This window comes from Kitasatospora sp. NPDC051984 (genome assembly GCF_044593455.1).
Taxonomy (GTDB): Bacteria; Actinomycetota; Actinomycetes; order Streptomycetales; family Streptomycetaceae; genus Kitasatospora.
The window spans coordinates 153,769-171,681 of the sequence record NZ_JBIUCB010000013.1 but is presented as its reverse complement, the minus strand read 5'-3'; the positions used below and the strand labels follow the sequence as shown (position 1 = coordinate 171,681).

The window sequence follows — 17,913 nt, the reverse complement described above, 5'->3', positions numbered from 1 at the left end:
TTTCACCCGTGCGGATTCAGAACAGCGGCACGCGCTCCGCGGGGCGCTGCACCGGCAGCGGCGCCGGATCGTCCGTCAACACCTCGACGGTGTCGGTCAGTTCGGACAGCAGCGCGACGTACTCCGGCAGGTCGGGCAGCGACGGCGTCGTCAACGAGAACACCAGCAGCTCGGAGATCTCCGGCAGCGGCAGGTAGACGTCCACCCGGACCAGCGGCAGCGCCGGCTGCTCGGGCACCGGCGTCCACTCGACGCCGCTGAACGCCACCACGGCCGGGCCCTGCTCGGTCTCGGTGCGGTGCACGTCGGCGGCCGGGTCCAGCGAGAGGACCTCCTCCAGCGTCTCGATCACCGCCTCCGGGTCGGCCGCCGGCTCCAGCGTCTCGCTGCGGGCCACCAGCGACGCGGTGGACACCCGGTCGTCCTCGGTGGCCATCAGGCACACCCCGGCGTAGCTCGCACCGTCCTCGGCGGCGGCGTCGGCCAGCTCGCCGTAGAACTGCTGGACGCCCGCACGCTGCGCCTCGGTGCCGCCCGCCCATATCTCGCACGCCAACTCCCGCAGGTGGACGGCGCGTTGATCATCGTCCAGGTGCATGCCGAGGTCGTGGAAGTGCACCGGCACGTCGAAGGTGTAGCTGCTCATCGGGCCACCGTCCGGTTCCACGCGGCCACGGGGACAACGGGGGCCAGCTCGACGCCGAACTCGCCCGCGGAGCGGGCCGTCAGGCCGTGCTCGGCGGCGATCGCGTGGATCCGCTCCGGCCGCACGCCCCGGTAGTCCTTCGGGGAGAGCAGGAACGCGGACATCTCGCTTCCCCAGCGCAGCCCGGCCCAGCCGTCGAGCTCCTGCTTCCCGGCCGGCCGGCGCGCGTAGGCCGCGGCCGCGGTGCGGCAGATCGCCGCCATCCGGGCGTCCCAGAGCCGCTCGCCGTCGCCCCACTCGCGGACCAGCCGGACCGGGCCGACGAACCTGGTCAGCGGCCGCAGCAGCATCCGCAGCCAGCCCCGGTCCGGCCACTCCAGGTCGGTGGCCACCTCGATCACCACGAATACCGGCACGTACAGCAGCCGGGCCATCAGGTCCAGCGGGACCAGCACCCACTGGACGGCGAACCACAGCACCAGCCCGATCCGCGAGCGCCGCCCCGCCGACGGGGTCAACGGCGCTGTGCCGTACGTCAACGGCGGTGTGCCGTACATCAGTTGCCTCCGCTGAACTGGTCGTGGATGCCGGTGACGATGCCCGGCAGCGAGGGCACCCCGTTGATGCCCCGGCTCCACCAGGACATCGGGTCGAGGCTGCCGTCGGCCCGGATCGCGTTCTGGAACGAGGGGATCGAGCGCAGGCCCGGCAGGTTGGCGACCCGGGTGGACTTGAACGTGTCGACCGCGGTGCCGTACACCGACTCGGCGACGTGCTTCTCCCAGGCGAACTTCATCCGGTTGCCCATGCCGGGCAGCGCCTTGAAGGTGGTCTTCAGCGCGCCCTCCGCGCCGATCTCGGTGACCCGGACGGCCGACCCGCGCAGCGCGTCGCCCATGTGGTCGACGATCTGGCTCTTGGCGATCTCCCGGACCTTCCCGCCGGTCTGCCGCATCACCGTCCCGCCGGTCTCCAGCGCCACCTTCTCGATCTTCGGGACCAGCTTGGTGGTGACCTTCATGACCGGCTTGGCCGCGGTGCCGACCAGCTTGCCGAACGGCAGCGCACCCAGCCCGTCGCCGACCAGGTCCATCGCGCTGACGTCCGCGCCGCCGAGCTTGGCCAGGCCGTGGCTGGCCAGCGCACCGGCAGAGAGTACGCCGCCGGCCAGCGCCAGCGCGCCGGACAGCGGCGGGAACCACAGGGTGCACAGGGCTGCCACGCCCAGGATGGTGGAGGCGATGCCCAGCCAGTCGCCGATCTTCTTCAGCAAATCGGCGTGCTTGGTGGCCCACTCCTTGAGCGCGTGCCCGGCCCGCTTCAGGGCGTCCTTGAAGCCGTCCCACATGCTGGTGGACGGCGCGTTCTGGTTTGCCTTGCGCAGGGCCCGGGCGACCTTCGCGGCCTCGTCCTGGTGATCCTCGCGAAGTTCCTTCGCCTGCTTCACTATCGCCCGGAAGGCGTCCTCGGCGTTCTCCAACGCCTGCTTGGCGTCGTCGAGTTCCTCGCCGGCCGCGTTCAACTCGCGCTGCGCGGCGTCGATCTCGGCCTGGGCCTGCCGCAGCTGCGCATCGTCGGTGTACATCCGCCCGGCCAGCCGGAACGCCGGGGCGCCGGCCGCCGTCTCGTACCGCGAGCGGGCGCCGTCCTGCTGACGCTCGCAGGTCTCGCAGCGCCGCTTGGCCGCCTCCGCGTCCGCCTCGTAGCGTCTCGCCACCTCCTGGAAGTGCGTCAACTGGCCGCGCCAGCTCTCCAGTTGCCGGGCAGCCGTGCGCACCGCGTCGTCGCTGTCGCGGAGCAGGCCGGGCAGTTCGCCGACCTTCCCGGCGAACGCGCGCGCCGCGTCGCCGCGCCAGCTGCCGCCGGCCCGGGTGAGCCGCTCCAGGGTGCCGTGGGCACTCTCCAGCGCCCCGGCCGCGGTGGTCAGCCGCCGCACCAACTCGTCCACGCTGCCCGGGTTTCCGGGTGCCGGGTCGAAGCCCAGCGCCGGGAACTGCGCCGTGTCGTTCACGCGGCACCGCCGCCGAACGCGTCGCGCAGGGCCTGGTCGGTCTCCGCGTAGGCCCGCCGGGTGATGGTCAGCCCCTCCTCCACCTGCTGGGTGGACTCGGCGATCTTCTTGATCGCGTCGTCCCAGCTGTCGTGGAACTCGTCGCAGGCGTGGTCCAGCGACGTGGCGCCGGTGGTCTTCGGCCCGGTGTCGCGCATCGCGTTCAACGCGGTGCGCAACTCGTCCTGACTGCGGTGCAGGTCAGCCAGCAGACGGTCCAGGTCCGCCACGTCGACCGCGAAGAACGACCCCAAGACTCCCCCAAAATAACGTCAACTCCAGGTAATGTGGCTCAGCATAATCCGTGCCCGCCGCGACGCTCCGCACGCAAAGCTCCGTCCACCCCGCACCGCCACCCGGACATAAGGTGGGCAGGTGAGCACCTGTACGACGCTGTCGCGCGAACTGACCGAGCCGCTGGCCGCCACCGCGGCCACCGCCACCACCTGGCTGCTGCTCGAACAGCCCGGCCCCTGGGGCGCCCAGGCGCTCACCGCCAGCCACCTCGACCCCGGACTCGGCGCCGCGCTGGAGCTGGCGGCCGAGGGCACCGATGTCCGGATCGCGCTGATCCGCCGGCCCGGCCGGCACGCCGACACCGACACCGCGGCCCGCCACGAGGTGCTGATCGCGCACACCGCGCCCGCCGACCCGTGGGTGCGCCGGGCCCGGCTGGACTCCCCCGCCGAACTGCTCGACCTCGACTTCGCCGCCCTCGGCGCGGGCCGCCACGACGGCTTCGGCAGCGAACACATCGGCGGCCCGATCGCCCTGGTGTGCACCAACGGCCGCCGCGACCGCTGCTGCGCGCTGCTCGGCCGCCCGCTGGCCGCCGACCTGCTGTCCGCCGGCCACAGCGAGGTCTGGGAGGTCACCCACCTCGGCGGCCACCGCTTCTCCCCCACCATGCTGGTGCTGCCGCACGGCTACGCGTACGGCCGGCTCACCGCGGAGTCCGCCAAGGAGGTGCTGTCCGCCACCGCCGCCGGCCACACCGTCCCCGCCCACTCGCGCGGCCGCTCGTACTGGCCCCGCCCGTCCCAGGCCGCCGAGCAGGCCGTCCGCGAACTGACCGGCGAGAGCGCCGCCGACGCGCTGACCATGCGCCAGACAGCCGACGGCGACGGCTGGACGGTCGGGGTCGCGCACACCGACGGCCGCCGCTGGCGGGCAACGGTCGCGGAGGCCGCGAGCGAGCCGCCCCGCGCCGAGAGCTGCGGCAAGGCCCCGGGCACCCCGTCCCGGATGGACGTCACCGCCCTCGCGGCCGTCACCGAATGACGAACGGGCCCCGCACCACCCGGTGCGGGGCCCGTCGTCGACGCTCCGTCAGGCGGCTCCGGCGCCGGTCAGGGCGCGGACCTCCAGCTCGGCGTAACCGTCCTCGTCGGCGGGCTCCCGGTCCAGCAGGGTGCCCAGCCAGCCGGCCAGGAAGCCGAGCGGGATGGAGACCAGTCCGGGGTTCTCCAGCGGGAACCAGTGGAAGTCCATGCCGGGCAGCACCGAGGTCTTCGCCCCGGAGACGACCGGCGAGAACAGCACCAGCACCACCGCCGGGACCAGGCCGCCGTACACCGACCAGACCGCGCCCCGGGTGGAGAAGCGCTTCCAGAACAGCGAGTACAGCAGCGTCGGCAAGTTCGCCGAGGCGGCCACCGCGAACGCCAGGCCGACCAGGAAGGCGACGTTCAGGCGCTGCGCGTACAGGCTGAGCACGATCGCGAGCCCGCCGATCACCACGGCGGAGACCCGGGCCGCGATCACCTCCTCGCGCTCGGACACCTGCCGGCTGCCCTCCCGCCGCCAGGCCCGGGCGTACAGGTCGTGGGCGAAGGCCGCGGAGGACGCCAAGGTGAGCCCGGCGACCACCGCCAGGATGGTGGCGAACGCGATCGCCGAGATCACCGCGAACAGCAGCAGGCCCCAGGTCGAGCCGTCGCCGCCGCCGAGGTCCAGGGCGAGCAGCGGAACGGCCGTGTTGCCCGCCGAGTTGGACACCCGGAGGTCGTGTCCGCCGACCACCGCGCCCGCCCCGAGCCCGAGCACGATCGCCATCAGGTAGAACGAGCCGATCAGGCCGATCGCCCACATCGTGGAGCGCCGGGCGGCCCGCGCGGTCGGCACCGTGTAGAACCGGCTGAGGATGTGCGGCAGTCCGCCGGTGCCGAGCACCAGCGCCAGGCCGAGGCTGACGAAGTCCAGCCGGTCGAGCGCGCTGGAGCCGTAGTTGAGGCCCGGCCGCAGGTACTTCTCGCCCTCGCCGCTGCGCCGCGCGGCGGTCTCCATCAGCGCGCCCAGGTCGCCGTGGAAGCGGGCCACCACCAGCACCGTGAGCAGCACCGAACCGCCCACCAGCAGGAAGGCCTTGACGATCTGGATCCAGGTGGTGGCGCGCATTCCGCCGACCGTCACGTAGACGATCATCAGGGCGCCGACCCCGATGATGGTCCACGCCTTGGCGGCCCCGCTGTTGGTGCCCAGCAGCAGCGCGACCAGGCTGCCCGCGCCGACCATCTGCGCGATCAGGTACATCAGCGTGACGACCATGGACGACAGGCCGGCCGCGGCCCGCACCGGCCGCTGGCGCATCCGCAGCGCCAGCACGTCGGCCAGCGTGTACCGGCCCGCGTTGCGGACCAGTTCGGACACCAGCATCAGCACGACCAGCCAGGCGACCAGGAAGCCGATGCTGTAGAGCACGCCGTCGTAGCCGTACAGCGCGATCAGTCCGGTCACGCCCAGGAAGGAGGCGGCGGACAGGTAGTCGCCGGACAGCGCGAAGCCGTTCTGCAGCGGGGAGAAGTCCCGGCCGCCGGCGAAGAAGTCCTCGGCGGCGTGGCCGCGGCGGCCGACCCAGACGGTGATGGTCAGCGTCACCGCGACGACGACGGCGAACAGGGCGACGGCGAGGCCGTGGTTCGGGTGGTGAGCGGTCATCGCAGCTGGTCCTGGGTGTCCCAGCGCAGCTCGAGGGCGGCTCGATCGCGCTTGGTGCGGGCATTACGGGCGTAGAGCCAGGTGAGCAGGAACGTCGAGGCGAACTGGCCGAGGCCGAGCGTCCAGGCCACGTTCAGCGGCCCGGCGATCCGGCGGCCCAGCAGGTCCGGCATGAAGGCCTCGGCCGTCACGAACAGCAGGTACCAGGCCAGGAACCCGGCGCTGGCCGGGAACACGAACGAGCGGTAGCCACGCCGGATCTCCTGGAAGGCCTCACTGTCCTGGACGCTCCGGTACACCGCGCCCCCGACCCGGTCCTCCGGCGGCACCGCGTCCACTTCCGCACTGCGCCGCGGCGCCACCACCCGCGGTTGGGGGGCGGCGGTCCCGGCCCACCAGTCGACTCTCTCCTGCTGCGCCACTTGCCGACACCTCATCATTTCGGTCGTTACGACCGAACCATGATGGAGTGTCACAAACCACACAACGAAACCCGTGAAGAAACCTTCAACCTAAGCGGTGAAAGGGCGGTACGTTCACCAACCTTCGGAAATTCCATGCTTGAAGGCGTACGCGACGGCCTGCGCACGGTCCCGGACCGCCGTCTTCGCGAAAAGGTTGTTGATATGGGTTTTCACCGTTGCGGGGCTGACGAACAACCTCTCGGCGATCTCCGCGTTGGACAGTCCGGACGCGATCAGCGCCAGCACCTCGGCCTCCCGCTGGGTCAGCCCGTCCGGCAGCACCGCCCGGGCGGTTTTCCCGGCCTCGGGCTTCGACGGCCGCACCGGCTCCGGGGCCCCGCTCGGCGGCGGGCTGGTGCTCGGCGCGCCCGAAAGCCGCTCCAGCAGCCGCAGTTGGACCTGCGGGGAGAGCCCGGCCGCGCCCGAACGGACGTCCGCGACCGCGCGGGCGATCTCCTCCGCGCCGGCGTCCTTGGTCAGGAAGCCGCGCGCCCCGGCCTGCAGCGCGGAGAACAGCGAATCGTCGTCGGCGTACGTGGTGAGCACCACCACCTCGGTGCCCGGGTGCTCGGCGCGGATCCGCCGGGTGGCCTCCACACCGTCGCAGCGCGGCATCCGCAGGTCCATCAGCACCACGTCGGGGGCGTGTTCGGCGACCAGCCGCACCGCCTCCTCGCCGTCCGCCGCCGAGCCGACCACCGTGATGCCCGGCAGCAGGCCGAGCAGCATCACGATGCCCTCGCGGACCACGGTCTGGTCGTCGGCGACCACCACCCGGATCGGTCCGCCCGTCATCTCCGCACCCGTCACGTCGGCACCCGCAGCAGCACGCGCCACCCTCCCTCCTCGGGGCCCGCCAGCAGTTCGCCGCCGAGCAGTTCCGCGCGTTCGCGCATCCCGAGCAGACCGTACCCGCTCCCGCTGTCCCCCAGCACCGGGTGTCCGCCGCGGGGCGCCCGGGAGTTGTGCACCCGCAGCTCCACCGCGCCGTCCAGGTAGCCGAGTCTGACGTCCACCCGGCCGCCGGGCGCGTGCTTGCGGGCGTTGGTCAGCGCCTCCTGGGCGACCCGGCGGACGGCCAGTCCGGCCTCGGCGGGCAGCGGGCGGGGCACCCCGTCGACGGCCAGTTCGGCCCCGGACTGCGCGGCCAGCCCGGCCACGAACTCGGTGACGGGGGCGAACTCGCCGCGCAGCGCGGACAGCGCCTGCCGGGTCTCGGTCAGCCCGTCCTGCGCCATCCGCCGGGCGGCGACCACCCGTTCGCGGATCTCCGCCCGTTCGGCGCCGGCGTCCAGCATCAGCCGGGCCGCCTCCAGGTGCACCAGCTGCGCGGACAGGCTGTGCGCGAGCACGTCGTGGATCTCCCGGGCGATCCTGGCCCGTTCGGCGAGCGCCGCGGACTCCGCCTGCGCGACCTGCGCGGCCCGTTCCTGGGCGAGCAGGGCGCGCTGCGCGGCGCGGGCCTGGCTGTCCAGGCGCAGCAGGTAGCCGAGCAGTCCGAGGCCGCCCGCGACGGCCAGCATCATCAGCATCGAGTCGCCCGAGCTGAGACCGTAACTGCCCAGCGCGGCACCGGCGGTGAGCAGCCCGGCGGCCAGCGGCAGCCGGATCACGGCGAGCACCGCGAGCCCGCACCAGATCACCGAGGCCAGGGTGTCGGCGCCGCCTTCGTGGGCCAGCGCGGAGAATACCAGCAGCCCGGCGGCGCAGCCCAGCGCGGGCCACAGCCGCTGGGCCCGGCAGTTGAAGAACCAGCCGGTGAACAGGGCGGCCGATCCCGCGATCCAGAAGATCGGGGGCAGCAACCGCCAGCCGGAGTACCGCTGTTCGGCGAAGGTCCCGAACAGCACGGCGGCCAGCATCGCGCCCCGGCCGAAGAACGACAGCACGAGCCGGGCCCGGGAGCTGCGTTCCCTGATCGGGACGTCCCCGGCCGGCCACCGGGTCCATCGTTCCAGCGTGCTCACCGGCTGTTCCTCTCTCAACGGCGGTGCCGCCGACCCCCGTTGCGGGGCCAGCGGCTCTGGTGGTCCGACGGGCCGTCAGGCGGCCAGCGTGTGCTGCTTGCCGCCGTCCAGGTGCTTGGCCCGCCACTGGATGGCCACCGAGCGGGTCAGCAGCAGCAGGCCGAGCGACAGCAGCAGCACGCTGTTGGACTGGTGGATGTGCAGCGCGACGGCCACCCCGTACCAGCCGGCGCGGATCAGGATCGCGCCGACCCAGGCGAACGCGGTGGAGGCGGTGCCCTTGGTCCACAGCGCACCGTCCGACTCGCGCCAGATCCGCACCGTCCAGCCCCAGGCGCAGCCCATGCCGACGGTGGTGATCAGCGAGCAGCCCACGATGACGGCGGCGGCGGTCTTGTGCTGCGGGTCGATCAGTACCGGGTCGCGCAGCGCGACGGCGGCCAGCACCAGCGGCAGCAGCCAGAAGCGGCGTTCGGTGTCCAGCCGGCGGGCCCGCAACTGCCGGCCGACCACGAGGACGATCACGGCGACGGCGATCAGGACATCGGACAGGGCGGTCATTTCGGGTGCCTCCTGGGCGGGGTGTTCTCGACACCACGAACGCTACGGAGCACGGGCCGCAGAATCCTCGGAGCGCGGGTTGATCCCGCAGCTGAAAGGGCTCTCCACCCGTGGGTGGAGAGCCCTTTCGAGCGGCTTGCTCAGGCGTCGATCCGGGAGCGGTCCAGGGTGGCCGCCGAGTCCACGATGAACTCCCGCCGCGGCGCGACGTCGTTGCCCATCAGCAGGTCGAAGGTCTTCTCCGCGGACTCCAGGTCGCCCAGGTTGATCCGGCGCAGGATCCGGTGCCGCGGGTCCACGGTGGTCTCCGCCAGCTGGTCGGCGTCCATCTCGCCGAGGCCCTTGTAGCGCTGGATCGGGTCCTTCCAGCGCAGCCCCTTGCCCTGGAACTCCAGCAGGGTGCGGCGCAGTTCGGCGTCCGAGTAGGTGTAGTGGTACTTCTCCTGGCCGCGCTTGGGGTTGGTCAGTTCGATCCGGTGCAGCGGCGGCACCGCGGCGAACACCCGGCCCTGCTCGACCATCGGCCGCATGTAGCGGTGGAACAGCGTCAGCAGCAGGGTGCGGATGTGGGAGCCGTCGACGTCGGCGTCGGCCATGAAGATGACCTTGCCGTACCGGGCCTGGTCGATGTCGAAGGTGCGGCCGGAGCCTGCTCCTATGACCTGGATGATCGACGCGCACTCGGCGTTCTTGAGCATGTCGCTCACCGAGGCCTTCTGGACGTTCAGGATCTTGCCGCGGATCGGCAGCAGCGCCTGGAACTCGGAGTTGCGGGCCAGCTTGGCGGTGCCCAGCGCCGAGTCGCCCTCGACGATGAACAGTTCGCTGCGGTCCACGTCGTCGCTGCGGCAGTCGGCCAGCTTGGCGGGCAGCGAGGAGGTCTCCAGCGCGGTCTTCCGGCGCTGGGCCTCCTTGTGCTGCCGGGCGGCGACCCGGGTGCGGGCGGCGGCGACGACCTTCTCCAGCACGGCCCGGGCCTGGAGCTTCTCGTCCTTCTTGGCGGAGGTGAGGAAGCTCTTCAGCTCCTTGGCCACCACCGCGGCCACGATCCGGTTGGCCGCCGAGGTGCCCAGCACCTCCTTGGTCTGCCCCTCGAACTGCGGCTCGGCCAGCCGGACGGTGACCACCGCGGTCAGGCCCTCCAGCGCGTCGTCCTTGCTGATGTCGTCCTCGGCGACCCGCAGCAATTTGCTGGCGCGCAGCACCTCGTTGACGGTCTTGGCGAGCTGCCGCTCGAAGCCGTTGACGTGGGTGCCGCCCTTGGGGGTGGAGATGATGTTGACGAAGGAGCGCACCGTGCTGTCGTAACCGGCGCCCCAGCGCAGTGCGATGTCCACCCCGAGCTCGCGGGTGACCTCGGTGGGGGTCATGTGCCCGAGCTCGTCGAGCACCGGGACGGTCTCCTTGAAGGTGCCCTCGCCGCGCAGCCGCAGCACGTCGGAGACCGGGCGGTCGGGCGCGAGGAACTCGCAGAACTCGCTGATGCCGCCGTCGAAGCGGAAGGTGTCCTCCTGGACCTGCTCGCTCTCCGTCAGCCGCTCGTCACGGACCACGATGGTCAGGCCGGGCACCAGGAACGCGGTCTGCCGGGCGCGGGCGTGCAGCGACTCCAGCGAGAGCTTGGCGTCCTTGAGGAAGATCTGCCGGTCCGCCCAGTAGCGGATCCGGGTGCCGGTCCGGGTCTTGGCGAACTTGCCCTTCTTGGTCATTCCGCTGCCGGCCGTGAACTTCGCGTCCGGGCCGTCCTCGCCGAACGTGCCGGGGGTGCCGCGCCGGAAGCTGATCGAGTGGGTGGTGCCGGAGCGGTCGACCTCCACGTCCAGCCGGGCGGACAGCGCGTTCACCACCGAGGCGCCGACGCCGTGCAGACCGCCGGAGGCCGCGTACGAGCCGCCGCCGAACTTGCCGCCCGCGTGCAGCTTGGTCATCACCACCTCGACGCCGGACAGCCCGGTCTTGGGCTCCACGTCCACCGGGATGCCGCGGCCGTTGTCCCGCACCTCGACCGAGCCGTCCTGGTGCAGCAGCACGTCGATCCGGTCGCAGAACCCGCCGAGGGCCTCGTCCACCGAGTTGTCGATGATCTCCCACAGGCAGTGCATCAGGCCGCGACTGTCGGTCGACCCGATGTACATGCCCGGCCGCTTGCGGACCGCCTCCAGCCCTTCGAGGACGAGCAGATGCCGCGCGGTGTAGTCGGACCCGCCCTCGCCGGTCACCAGTGAGGACGGGACGGTCTTTTCTCCACTCACGCTCTGCACTCCTCCACGATGTTGACGGACACCCCGCATGCTCTCAGCAACTGAGACTTCGGCCGCCGAGGCCCGCGCGCCTTGTACGCGCTGCGCGAACACGACTCCCACCGCGAACGCGGCCCCCACCCTGCCATCCCCTGCCGACACCACGGGTCCTGGCGGACCGGGGCGGCCGGGGAGGGCGGCGGAGCTGCTGCGATGCGGTCAAACGGGGTCCGGGACGGGGCTTATGCTCCAACCCAGCGGAGGATTATGCTACGCGGACCTCGCTCCCCGGCCCGATCGGGCGTTCGAGGTGATTGGCAGACCATCGGAATCGGTACGCATGAACCACCGGTGCCCGGGGCACGCCCTCATCAACGAGACAGCAGAATCCTCAAAGAGAAAAGCCACGAGCGGGAACGAATTCGACCTGGTTGGATGTTGATCCTGGTACACAGCTCGTCGAGCTAGAGAAGAGGCGACGTGACTACTGTTCTGACCCCTGCGAGCCCGCTCACCGCGGCAGACCGCTGCGACCGTTGCGGCGCTCAGGCCTACCTGCGCGTCGTCCTTTCCAGCGGTGGAGAGCTGCTGTTCTGCGCCCACCACGGGCGTAAGTTCGAGCCCGAGCTCAAGAAGATCGCCGTGGAGATACACGACGAGAGCGAGCGCCTCTCCGGCACCTCGGCAACGGCCGGCGAGGGCGAGCGCTGACGCTCCCGCTCGTCTCCTGAGCTGCCTGAACGGCCGGGGGGGCCCCCCCCCCGGGGGGGGCGCCCCCCCCGGGGGGGGGGGCCGGGGGGGGGGGGCGGGCGCAGCCGCGCGCAGCGCATCACGGCACCGGCACCCGGCACCGTGCACCGCGCCGCGATCCGCCCTCCCCCGCGCGGAGCGCACCCTTCGCTGGCGGGTGCCCGGGCGGGTGGGCGGGCGCAGCCGCGCGCAGCGCATCATCCTCCGCCGGCGGGTGGGCGCAAAAGCAGGAACCCCCCACCCAGGACAAGCCTGGACAGGGGGTTCCTGTTGCGTCAGCTACTCAGCGAGAGCGATTCAGCTCTGGCCGCCGGCCAGCTTCTCGCGCAGAGCGGCCAGGGCCTCGTCGGACGCCAGCGCGCCCGAGCCCTCGTCGCTGCTGGAGGAGTACGAGCCGCCACCGGAAACCGGGGCCTCCTCGCCGGCCTCGGCGGCGGCAGCCGCGTCGGCCTCGCGGGACTTGATGACCTGGGCCTGGTGCTGCTCGAAGCGGGCCTGGGCCTCGGCGTACTGCCGCTCCCACTCCTCGCGCTGCTTCTCGAAGCCGGGCAGCCAGTCGTTCGCCTCGGGGTCGAAGCCCTCCGGGTAGATGTAGTTGCCCTGGTCGTCGTACGAGGCAGCCATGCCGTACAGGGTCGGGTCGAACTCGACCGACGCCGGGTCGGCACCGAGGGACTCGTTGGCCTGCTTCAGCGAGAGGCTGATGCGACGACGCTCGAGGTCGATGTCGATGACCTTGACGAAGATCTCGTCGCCGACCTGGACGACCTGCTCCGGGATCTCGACGTGGCGCTCGGCCAGCTCGGAGATGTGGACCAGGCCCTCGATGCCCTCGTCCACGCGGACGAACGCACCGAACGGAACCAGCTTGGTGACCTTACCCGGCACGACCTGGGAGATCTGGTGCGTGCGGGCGAACTGCTGCCACGGGTCCTCCTGGGTCGCCTTCAGCGACAGGGAGACACGCTCGCGGTCCATGTCGACGTCGAGAACCTCGACGGTGACCTCCTGGCCGACCTCGACAACCTCGTTCGGGTGGTCGATGTGCTTCCAGGACAGCTCGGAGACGTGAACCAGACCGTCGACGCCGCCGAGGTCCACGAACGCACCGAAGTTGACGATCGAGGAAACGACGCCGGAGCGGACCTGGCCCTTCTGCAGGGTGGTGAGGAACGTCTGGCGAACCTCGCTCTGGGTCTGCTCGAGCCAGGCACGGCGGGACAGGACCACGTTGTTGCGGTTCTTGTCCAGCTCGATGATCTTCGCCTCGAGCTCCTTGCCCACGTAGGGCTGGAGGTCGCGGACGCGACGCATCTCGACCAGCGAGGCCGGGAGGAAGCCGCGGAGGCCGATGTCGAGGATGAGACCACCCTTGACGACCTCGATGACGGTACCGGTGACGATGCCGTCCTCTTCCTTGATCTTCTCGATCGTGCCCCAGGCGCGCTCGTACTGCGCACGCTTCTTGGACAGGATCAGGCGACCCTCCTTGTCCTCCTTCTGGAGAACCAGGGCCTCGATGTTGTCGCCAACCGCGACAACCTCGTGGGGGTCGACGTCGTGCTTGATCGAGAGCTCGCGGGACGGGATGACACCCTCGGTCTTGTAACCGATGTCGAGGAGCACCTCGTCACGGTCGACCTTCACGATGACGCCCTCAACGATGTCGCCGTCGTTGAAGTACTTGATGGTCTCGTCGATGGCGGCGAGGAAGGCCTCGGCGTCGCCGATGTCGTTGACCGCAACCTGCGGGGTGGTGCTGACAGAGGTGTCGGTGGGGCTCGTCATTAGGAAAAGGGCTCCGGTACGGACATGAAGTCGTAGTAATGCCACGCGGAGGGCCCTGATCGCTCCCACCGAAAGCCGTACAGGCCAGAAAACGGCCACCGAAACGATTCCTGCGATCGGAATCCCGATGTCCGTCTGACGACCGTTGGGGTCTTCGACAGATGCGAGCGCGACCTGCTCCGTCCGAGGCGCGCAGGCCCGCAGCGCAACTTGTAGCATACGGGGACACCCGGACACGGTCAATGCCGAAGTCGGCGAGACCGGTAGAGGCCGGGACGGATCAGGCCATATCCTCCGAAGGCGCACCTCGCGGCGGCTCGAACACCGGCCCTACCCCGGATGCCACAGCCCGACCCGGCCCAGCAAAGGACCGGCTCCGCGGCAGTGGCGCTTCCGCGATCCATAGCCTACGTGACGGATTCCATGAACCACTCCACCACCCCCGGTCCCATCGAGCCCAGCGACTACGACCCTGCCGGGTACGACGTCCCGAGCGCCTACCACGTCGAGTCCGATCAGGAGGACGACGGCGACGAGGCGCTGCGCCGGGAGGTCGGTGAGGTGGAGTCGAGCCGGGCGAGTCGGCACTGGTGGGACCGGAACGCGGACGACTACCAGGACGAGCACGGGGAGTTCCTGGGGGACGACCGGTTCACCTGGTGTCCGGAGGGGGTGGACGAGGCCGAGGTGCGGCTGCTCGGTGAGCCGGCCGCGCTGAAGGGTGCGGACATCCTGGAGATCGGTTCGGGGGCCGCGCAGTGTTCGCGCTGGCTGGCGGCGCAGGGGGCCCGGCCGGTGGCACTGGACATCTCGTACCGGCAGTTGCAGCACTCGCGGCGGATCGACCTGGGCCGCGGTCTGGAGCCGGTCGCGGTGGTGCAGGCGGACGGCGCGGCGCTGCCGTTCGCGGACGGCTCGTTCGACCACGCGTGTTCGGCGTACGGCGCGGTGCCGTTCAGCGCGGACACCGAGCGGCTGATGCGCGAGGTGCACCGGGTGCTGCGGCCGGGCGGGCGGTGGGTGTTCTCGGTGACGCACCCGATCCGCTGGGCGTTCCCGGACGAGCCCGGGGAGGAGGGCCTGACGGCGTCGTCCTCGTACTTCGACCGGACGCCGTACGTGGAGCAGGACGAGCAGGGTGTGGCGACGTACGTCGAGCACCACCGGACGCTGGGCGACCGGGTGCGGGAGCTGGTGGGGGCCGGGTTCGTGCTGCTCGACCTGATCGAGCCGGAGTGGCCGGAGGAGCTGGAGCAGGAGTGGGGCGGCTGGAGCCCGCTGCGCGGTCAGCACATCCCCGGGACGGCGATCTTCGTCGCCCGCCGGGACGGCTGACGGTGCGCACCGGGGGGCTCGAGTTGCCGGTCCGCACCGCGCTGCCCGCGCTGGCCGAGGCGCTGGAGGAGTGCGGCGCGGCGGTGCTGTCCGCGCCGCCGGGCACCGGCAAGACCACCCTGGTGCCGCTCGCGCTGGCGGGGCTGCTGGATGCTTTCCCGGGCCCGCCGCGCCGGGTGCTGGTCGCGGAGCCGCGCCGGCTGGCGGTGCGGGCCGCGGCGCGGCGGATGGCCTGGCTGCTGGGCGAGCCGCTAGGCGATGGGGGTACCTCCCAGCCCCCCCGGGGCTGGGGGAAGATCGGCGGCCGGGTCGGGTTCACGGTGCGCGGCGAGCGCCGGGTCGGCCCGGAGACCCGGGTCGAGGTGGTCACCACCGGCGTCCTGCTGCAGCGGCTGCAGCGCGACCCGGAGCTGCCGGGCGTGGACGTGGTGGTGCTCGACGAGTGCCACGAGCGGCACCTGGACGCGGACACCGCGCTGGCGTTCCTGCTGGACGTCCGGGCGGCGCTCCGCCCGGAGCTGCGGCTGCTGCTGGCCTCGGCCACCGCCGACACCGACGCCTGGGCCGAACTGCTGGACGGCGCGCCGGTGGTGGCCGCCGAGGGTGTCTCGCACCCGGTGGAGACGGTGTGGGCGCCGCCGCCCGGCACCGTCCGCCCGCCGCACGGGACGAAGGTCGATCCGGTGCTGCTCGAGCACGTCGTGGCGACGGTCCGCCGGGCGCTCGCCGAGCGCGACGGGGACGTGCTGTGCTTCCTGCCGGGCGTGGGCGAAATCGCCCGGGTGGCGGGGCAGTTGGACGGCGTCGAGGTGCTGCAGCTGCACGGGCAGGCGCCGCAGGCGGTGCAGGACGCGGCGCTGGCGGCCGGTCAGCGGCGGCGGGTGGTGCTGGCCACCTCGGTCGCCGAGTCCTCGCTGACGGTGCCGGGCGTGCGGGTGGTGGTCGACTCCGGGCTGACCCGTGAGCCGCGCACCGACCACGCCCGCGGCCTGTCCGGGCTGGTCACCGTCCGCACCTCGCTGGCCGCCGCCCGGCAGCGGGCCGGCCGGGCCGGGCGCGAGGCCCCCGGCACGGTGTACCGGTGCTGGGCGGAGGTGGAGGATGCCCGCGCCGCGCGCTTCCCGACGCCGGAGATCGCGCTCGCCGACCTGACCTCGTTCGCCCTGCAGGCCGCCTGCTGGGGCGACCCGGACGCCACCGGCCTCGCCCTCCCCGACCCGCCGCCCGCCGGGGCGATGGCCGCCGCCCGCACCACCTTGCGCGCGCTGGACGCGGTGGACGCCGGCGGCCGCCCCACCGACCGCGGCCGGGCGATCGCCCGCACCGGCCTGCACCCCCGGCTGGCCCGCGCGCTGCTCGACGGCGCCGCCGCCGTCGGCGCGCGGCGCGCCGCCGAGCTGGTCGCACTGCTGTCCGAGGAACCGCCGCGTGCCCTCGGCGACGACCTGGCCCACATCTGGCGCACCGTCAAGCAGAGCAACGACCCGTACGCACGCCGGTGGAAGGACGAGACCCGGCGGCTGGAGCAGCAGGTCGACGGGCCGTCGGGCGGGCTCCCCGACGCCGCGGCCGTCGGGCTGGTGGTCGGCCTGGCGTACCCGGAACGGATCGCCCGGGCCCGGGAGGGCGGCGAGGGCGCGTACCTGATGGCCTCCGGGACGGCGGCCCAGGTGCAGGCCGGATCGCGGCTGCCGGCCGGCGGGTGGCTGGCGATCGCGGTGGCCGACCGGCCCGCCGGGTCGCCGTCGGCGCGGGTGCTGCGGGCGGTGGCGATCGACGAGGCGACGGCCCGCCGGGCGGGCGGGCCGCTGCTGGACGGGCGGGAGGAGGTCGGCTGGTCGGCCCGGCAGCGGGAGGTGACGGCCCGCCGGGTGGAGACCCTCGGCGCGATCGAACTCGCGGCGGTGCCGCTGACGGCGCCCGACCCGGCGCTGGTGCGCGACGCGCTGCTGGAGGGCCTCGCCCGCGAGGGCGTCTCCGCCCTGCTGAACTGGCCGCCGGCCGCGGCCGGGCTGCGCGAGCGGCTGGCGTTCCTGCACCGAACCCTCGGCGGGGTGTGGCCGGACGTGAGTGACGCGGCGCTGCTGGTCGCCGCCGAGCAGTGGCTGGAGCCGGAACTGTCCCGGGCCCGGCGCCGCGCCGACCTGGAGCGGATCGACACCGCCGCCGCGCTGCAACGCCTGCTGCCGTGGGCGAGCGGCCAGGCCGGCCGGCTGGACGAGCTGGCCCCCGAGCGGATCACCGTGCCCACCGGCAGCCGGATCCGGGTCGACTACTCGGGCGACCGCCCCGTCCTCGCCGTCAAGCTCCAGGAGCTGTTCGGCTGGGACGCCGCCCCCGCTCTCGCCGACGGCCGCGCCCCGCTCACCGTCCACCTGCTCTCCCCCGCGGGCCGGCCGGCCGCCGTCACCGGCGACCTGGCCGCGTTCTGGCGCGAGGGCTACCGCGCCGTCCGCGCCGACCTGCGCGGCCGCTACCCCCGCCACCCCTGGCCGGAGGACCCGACCACCGCCGAACCCACCCGCCGGGCCAACCCACGCAAGTGACTACAGCCAGTCCTCCGCGAGGACGGCCATGTCGATGTCGTCGATCCACTCGTCGCCGTACCGCAGGACCTGCCGGCGGACGCCCTCGACCTTGAACCCGGCCTTCTCGTAGGCCCGTTGGCCGCGCCCGTTGAAGGCGTAGACGCCCAGCGAAACCCGGTTCAGGCCGAGGGCGCGGATGGCGTGGTCGGTGACGAGCCGGACGGCCTCGGTGCCGAAGCCCCGGTCGCGGCCGTCGGGGCCGATGCAGATCCGGAGGTTGCAGGAGCGGTTGGGTTCGCTCCACTCGTTGAGGACGACCTCGCCGACGCCGCGGCCGGTCGACTTGTCGACGATGATCAGGTCGAGGCGGTCGGTCTGCGTGTTGCGGGTGGAGTACCACGCGACGATGCGCTTCTCCATCACCTCGTCCCACTCCGGCGCGACGGGGGTGTACTCGCTCGAGGTGTACTTGAGCACCTCCGGGTCGTTGAGCATGACGCGCAGCCAGGGAAGGTCCTCCTCGGCCTTGACCGGCCGGAGGACGATCCGCTCCCCCTCCAGCGTCGGCTTGTCGGCGAACGTGGCGGCGGGGGCGGGAAGTTGATCAGTCATTCGGCCAGTCTCGGAGGACCGGCCGACCGACCGCA

Annotated in this window: 16 protein-coding genes; 4 read left to right on the top strand and 12 right to left on the bottom strand. The window is 72.4% G+C overall.

The genetic code is table 11. The annotated features are described in order from the left end of the window. Positions 1-16 precede the first annotated feature (16 nt). The 4 genes from ACIHEI_RS24585 to ACIHEI_RS24570 are packed head-to-tail and all read right to left on the bottom strand — an operon-like array spanning position 17 to position 2,950. Positions 17-646 (bottom strand): hypothetical protein, encoded by a 630-nt coding sequence (locus ACIHEI_RS24585; RefSeq protein ID WP_387648875.1) that lies wholly within the window; start codon positions 644-646, stop codon positions 17-19. Continuing rightward, the gene (locus tag ACIHEI_RS24580; protein WP_396608091.1) at positions 643-1,203 is read right to left on the bottom strand and encodes a hypothetical protein; all 561 of its coding nucleotides are present in this window, start codon (positions 1,201-1,203) and stop codon (positions 643-645) included. The genes ACIHEI_RS24585 and ACIHEI_RS24580 overlap by 4 nt, the downstream gene beginning before the upstream one ends. Next, on the bottom strand, positions 1,203-2,657 hold the full coding sequence (locus ACIHEI_RS24575; protein WP_396608090.1) for a putative T7SS-secreted protein: 1,455 nt from the start codon (positions 2,655-2,657) through the stop codon (positions 1,203-1,205). Before ACIHEI_RS24575 ends, ACIHEI_RS24580 begins: the two co-directional genes overlap by 1 nt. Further along, complete coding sequence (locus ACIHEI_RS24570; RefSeq protein WP_380476393.1) at positions 2,654-2,950, bottom strand: WXG100 family type VII secretion target; 297 nt, start codon at positions 2,948-2,950, stop codon at positions 2,654-2,656. The genes ACIHEI_RS24575 and ACIHEI_RS24570 overlap by 4 nt, the downstream gene beginning before the upstream one ends. A gap of 121 nt (positions 2,951-3,071) precedes the next feature. Here ACIHEI_RS24570 and ACIHEI_RS24565 point away from each other — a divergent pair, with 121 nt between their 5' ends. Further along, the gene (locus ACIHEI_RS24565) at positions 3,072-3,977 is read left to right on the top strand and encodes a sucrase ferredoxin (RefSeq protein ID WP_396608089.1); all 906 of its coding nucleotides are present in this window, start codon (positions 3,072-3,074) and stop codon (positions 3,975-3,977) included. Positions 3,978-4,025: 48 nt separating this feature from the next. On the opposite strand, the gene ACIHEI_RS24560 is transcribed toward ACIHEI_RS24565, so the two are convergent. The 6 genes from ACIHEI_RS24560 to ACIHEI_RS24535 form a co-directional block, all read right to left on the bottom strand. Further along, positions 4,026-5,633, bottom strand: a complete 1,608-nt coding sequence (locus ACIHEI_RS24560; RefSeq protein WP_392956719.1) for a cation acetate symporter — start codon at positions 5,631-5,633, stop codon at positions 4,026-4,028. Beyond that, entirely contained in the window at positions 5,630-6,055 is a 426-nt protein-coding gene (locus ACIHEI_RS24555) for a DUF485 domain-containing protein (protein ID WP_387648861.1), read from the bottom strand. The genes ACIHEI_RS24560 and ACIHEI_RS24555 overlap by 4 nt, the downstream gene beginning before the upstream one ends. A gap of 114 nt (positions 6,056-6,169) precedes the next feature. Beyond that, positions 6,170-6,892 carry a response regulator gene (locus tag ACIHEI_RS24550; protein WP_387866724.1) on the bottom strand — a complete coding sequence of 241 codons (723 nt, stop codon included), beginning with the start codon at positions 6,890-6,892 and terminating at the stop codon, positions 6,170-6,172. A gap of 11 nt (positions 6,893-6,903) precedes the next feature. Then, on the bottom strand, positions 6,904-8,064 hold the full coding sequence (locus ACIHEI_RS24545; protein WP_392956718.1) for a sensor histidine kinase: 1,161 nt from the start codon (positions 8,062-8,064) through the stop codon (positions 6,904-6,906). A 75-nt stretch (positions 8,065-8,139) separates the two neighbouring features. Beyond that, on the bottom strand, positions 8,140-8,625 hold the full coding sequence (locus tag ACIHEI_RS24540) for a DUF1453 domain-containing protein (RefSeq protein WP_392956717.1): 486 nt from the start codon (positions 8,623-8,625) through the stop codon (positions 8,140-8,142). Positions 8,626-8,765: 140 nt separating this feature from the next. Then, the gene (locus tag ACIHEI_RS24535) at positions 8,766-10,916 is read right to left on the bottom strand and encodes a type IIA DNA topoisomerase subunit B (protein ID WP_387866681.1); all 2,151 of its coding nucleotides are present in this window, start codon (positions 10,914-10,916) and stop codon (positions 8,766-8,768) included. A 429-nt stretch (positions 10,917-11,345) separates the two neighbouring features. On the opposite strand from ACIHEI_RS24535, the gene ACIHEI_RS24530 reads away from it, so the two are divergent. Then, a complete protein-coding gene (locus ACIHEI_RS24530; protein WP_387648848.1) occupies positions 11,346-11,576 on the top strand; it encodes a hypothetical protein in 231 nt (76 codons plus the stop codon). A 336-nt stretch (positions 11,577-11,912) separates the two neighbouring features. On the opposite strand, the gene rpsA is transcribed toward ACIHEI_RS24530, so the two are convergent. Then, positions 11,913-13,403: a 30S ribosomal protein S1 gene (rpsA, locus tag ACIHEI_RS24525; RefSeq protein ID WP_043913368.1), complete on the bottom strand. Its 1,491-nt coding sequence runs from the start codon at positions 13,401-13,403 to the stop codon at positions 11,913-11,915. A 411-nt stretch (positions 13,404-13,814) separates the two neighbouring features. On the opposite strand from rpsA, the gene ACIHEI_RS24520 reads away from it, so the two are divergent. Beyond that, on the top strand, positions 13,815-14,738 hold the full coding sequence (locus tag ACIHEI_RS24520) for a class I SAM-dependent methyltransferase (protein WP_392948544.1): 924 nt from the start codon (positions 13,815-13,817) through the stop codon (positions 14,736-14,738). A gap of 2 nt (positions 14,739-14,740) precedes the next feature. Continuing rightward, complete coding sequence (hrpB, locus tag ACIHEI_RS24515; RefSeq protein WP_396608088.1) at positions 14,741-17,284, top strand: ATP-dependent helicase HrpB; 2,544 nt, start codon at positions 14,741-14,743, stop codon at positions 17,282-17,284. On the opposite strand, the gene ACIHEI_RS24510 is transcribed toward hrpB, so the two are convergent. Next, positions 17,285-17,878 carry a GNAT family N-acetyltransferase gene (locus ACIHEI_RS24510; RefSeq protein WP_392948549.1) on the bottom strand — a complete coding sequence of 198 codons (594 nt, stop codon included), beginning with the start codon at positions 17,876-17,878 and terminating at the stop codon, positions 17,285-17,287. Positions 17,879-17,913 lie beyond the last annotated feature (35 nt).

Coding starts and splice junctions, on each gene's coding strand:
- ACIHEI_RS24585 (WP_387648875.1), bottom strand. CDS start 646: ATGAGCAGCTACACCTTCGACGTGCCGGTGCACTTCCACGACCTCGGC.
- ACIHEI_RS24580 (WP_396608091.1), bottom strand. CDS start 1,203: ATGTACGGCACACCGCCGTTGACGTACGGCACAGCGCCGTTGACCCCG.
- ACIHEI_RS24560 (WP_392956719.1), bottom strand. CDS start 5,633: ATGACCGCTCACCACCCGAACCACGGCCTCGCCGTCGCCCTGTTCGCC.
- ACIHEI_RS24550 (WP_387866724.1), bottom strand. CDS start 6,892: ATGACGGGCGGACCGATCCGGGTGGTGGTCGCCGACGACCAGACCGTG.
- ACIHEI_RS24540 (WP_392956717.1), bottom strand. CDS start 8,625: ATGACCGCCCTGTCCGATGTCCTGATCGCCGTCGCCGTGATCGTCCTC.
- ACIHEI_RS24535 (WP_387866681.1), bottom strand. CDS start 10,916: ATGCGGGGTGTCCGTCAACATCGTGGAGGAGTGCAGAGCGTGAGTGGA.
- rpsA (WP_043913368.1), bottom strand. CDS start 13,403: ATGACGAGCCCCACCGACACCTCTGTCAGCACCACCCCGCAGGTTGCG.
- ACIHEI_RS24510 (WP_392948549.1), bottom strand. CDS start 17,878: ATGACTGATCAACTTCCCGCCCCCGCCGCCACGTTCGCCGACAAGCCG.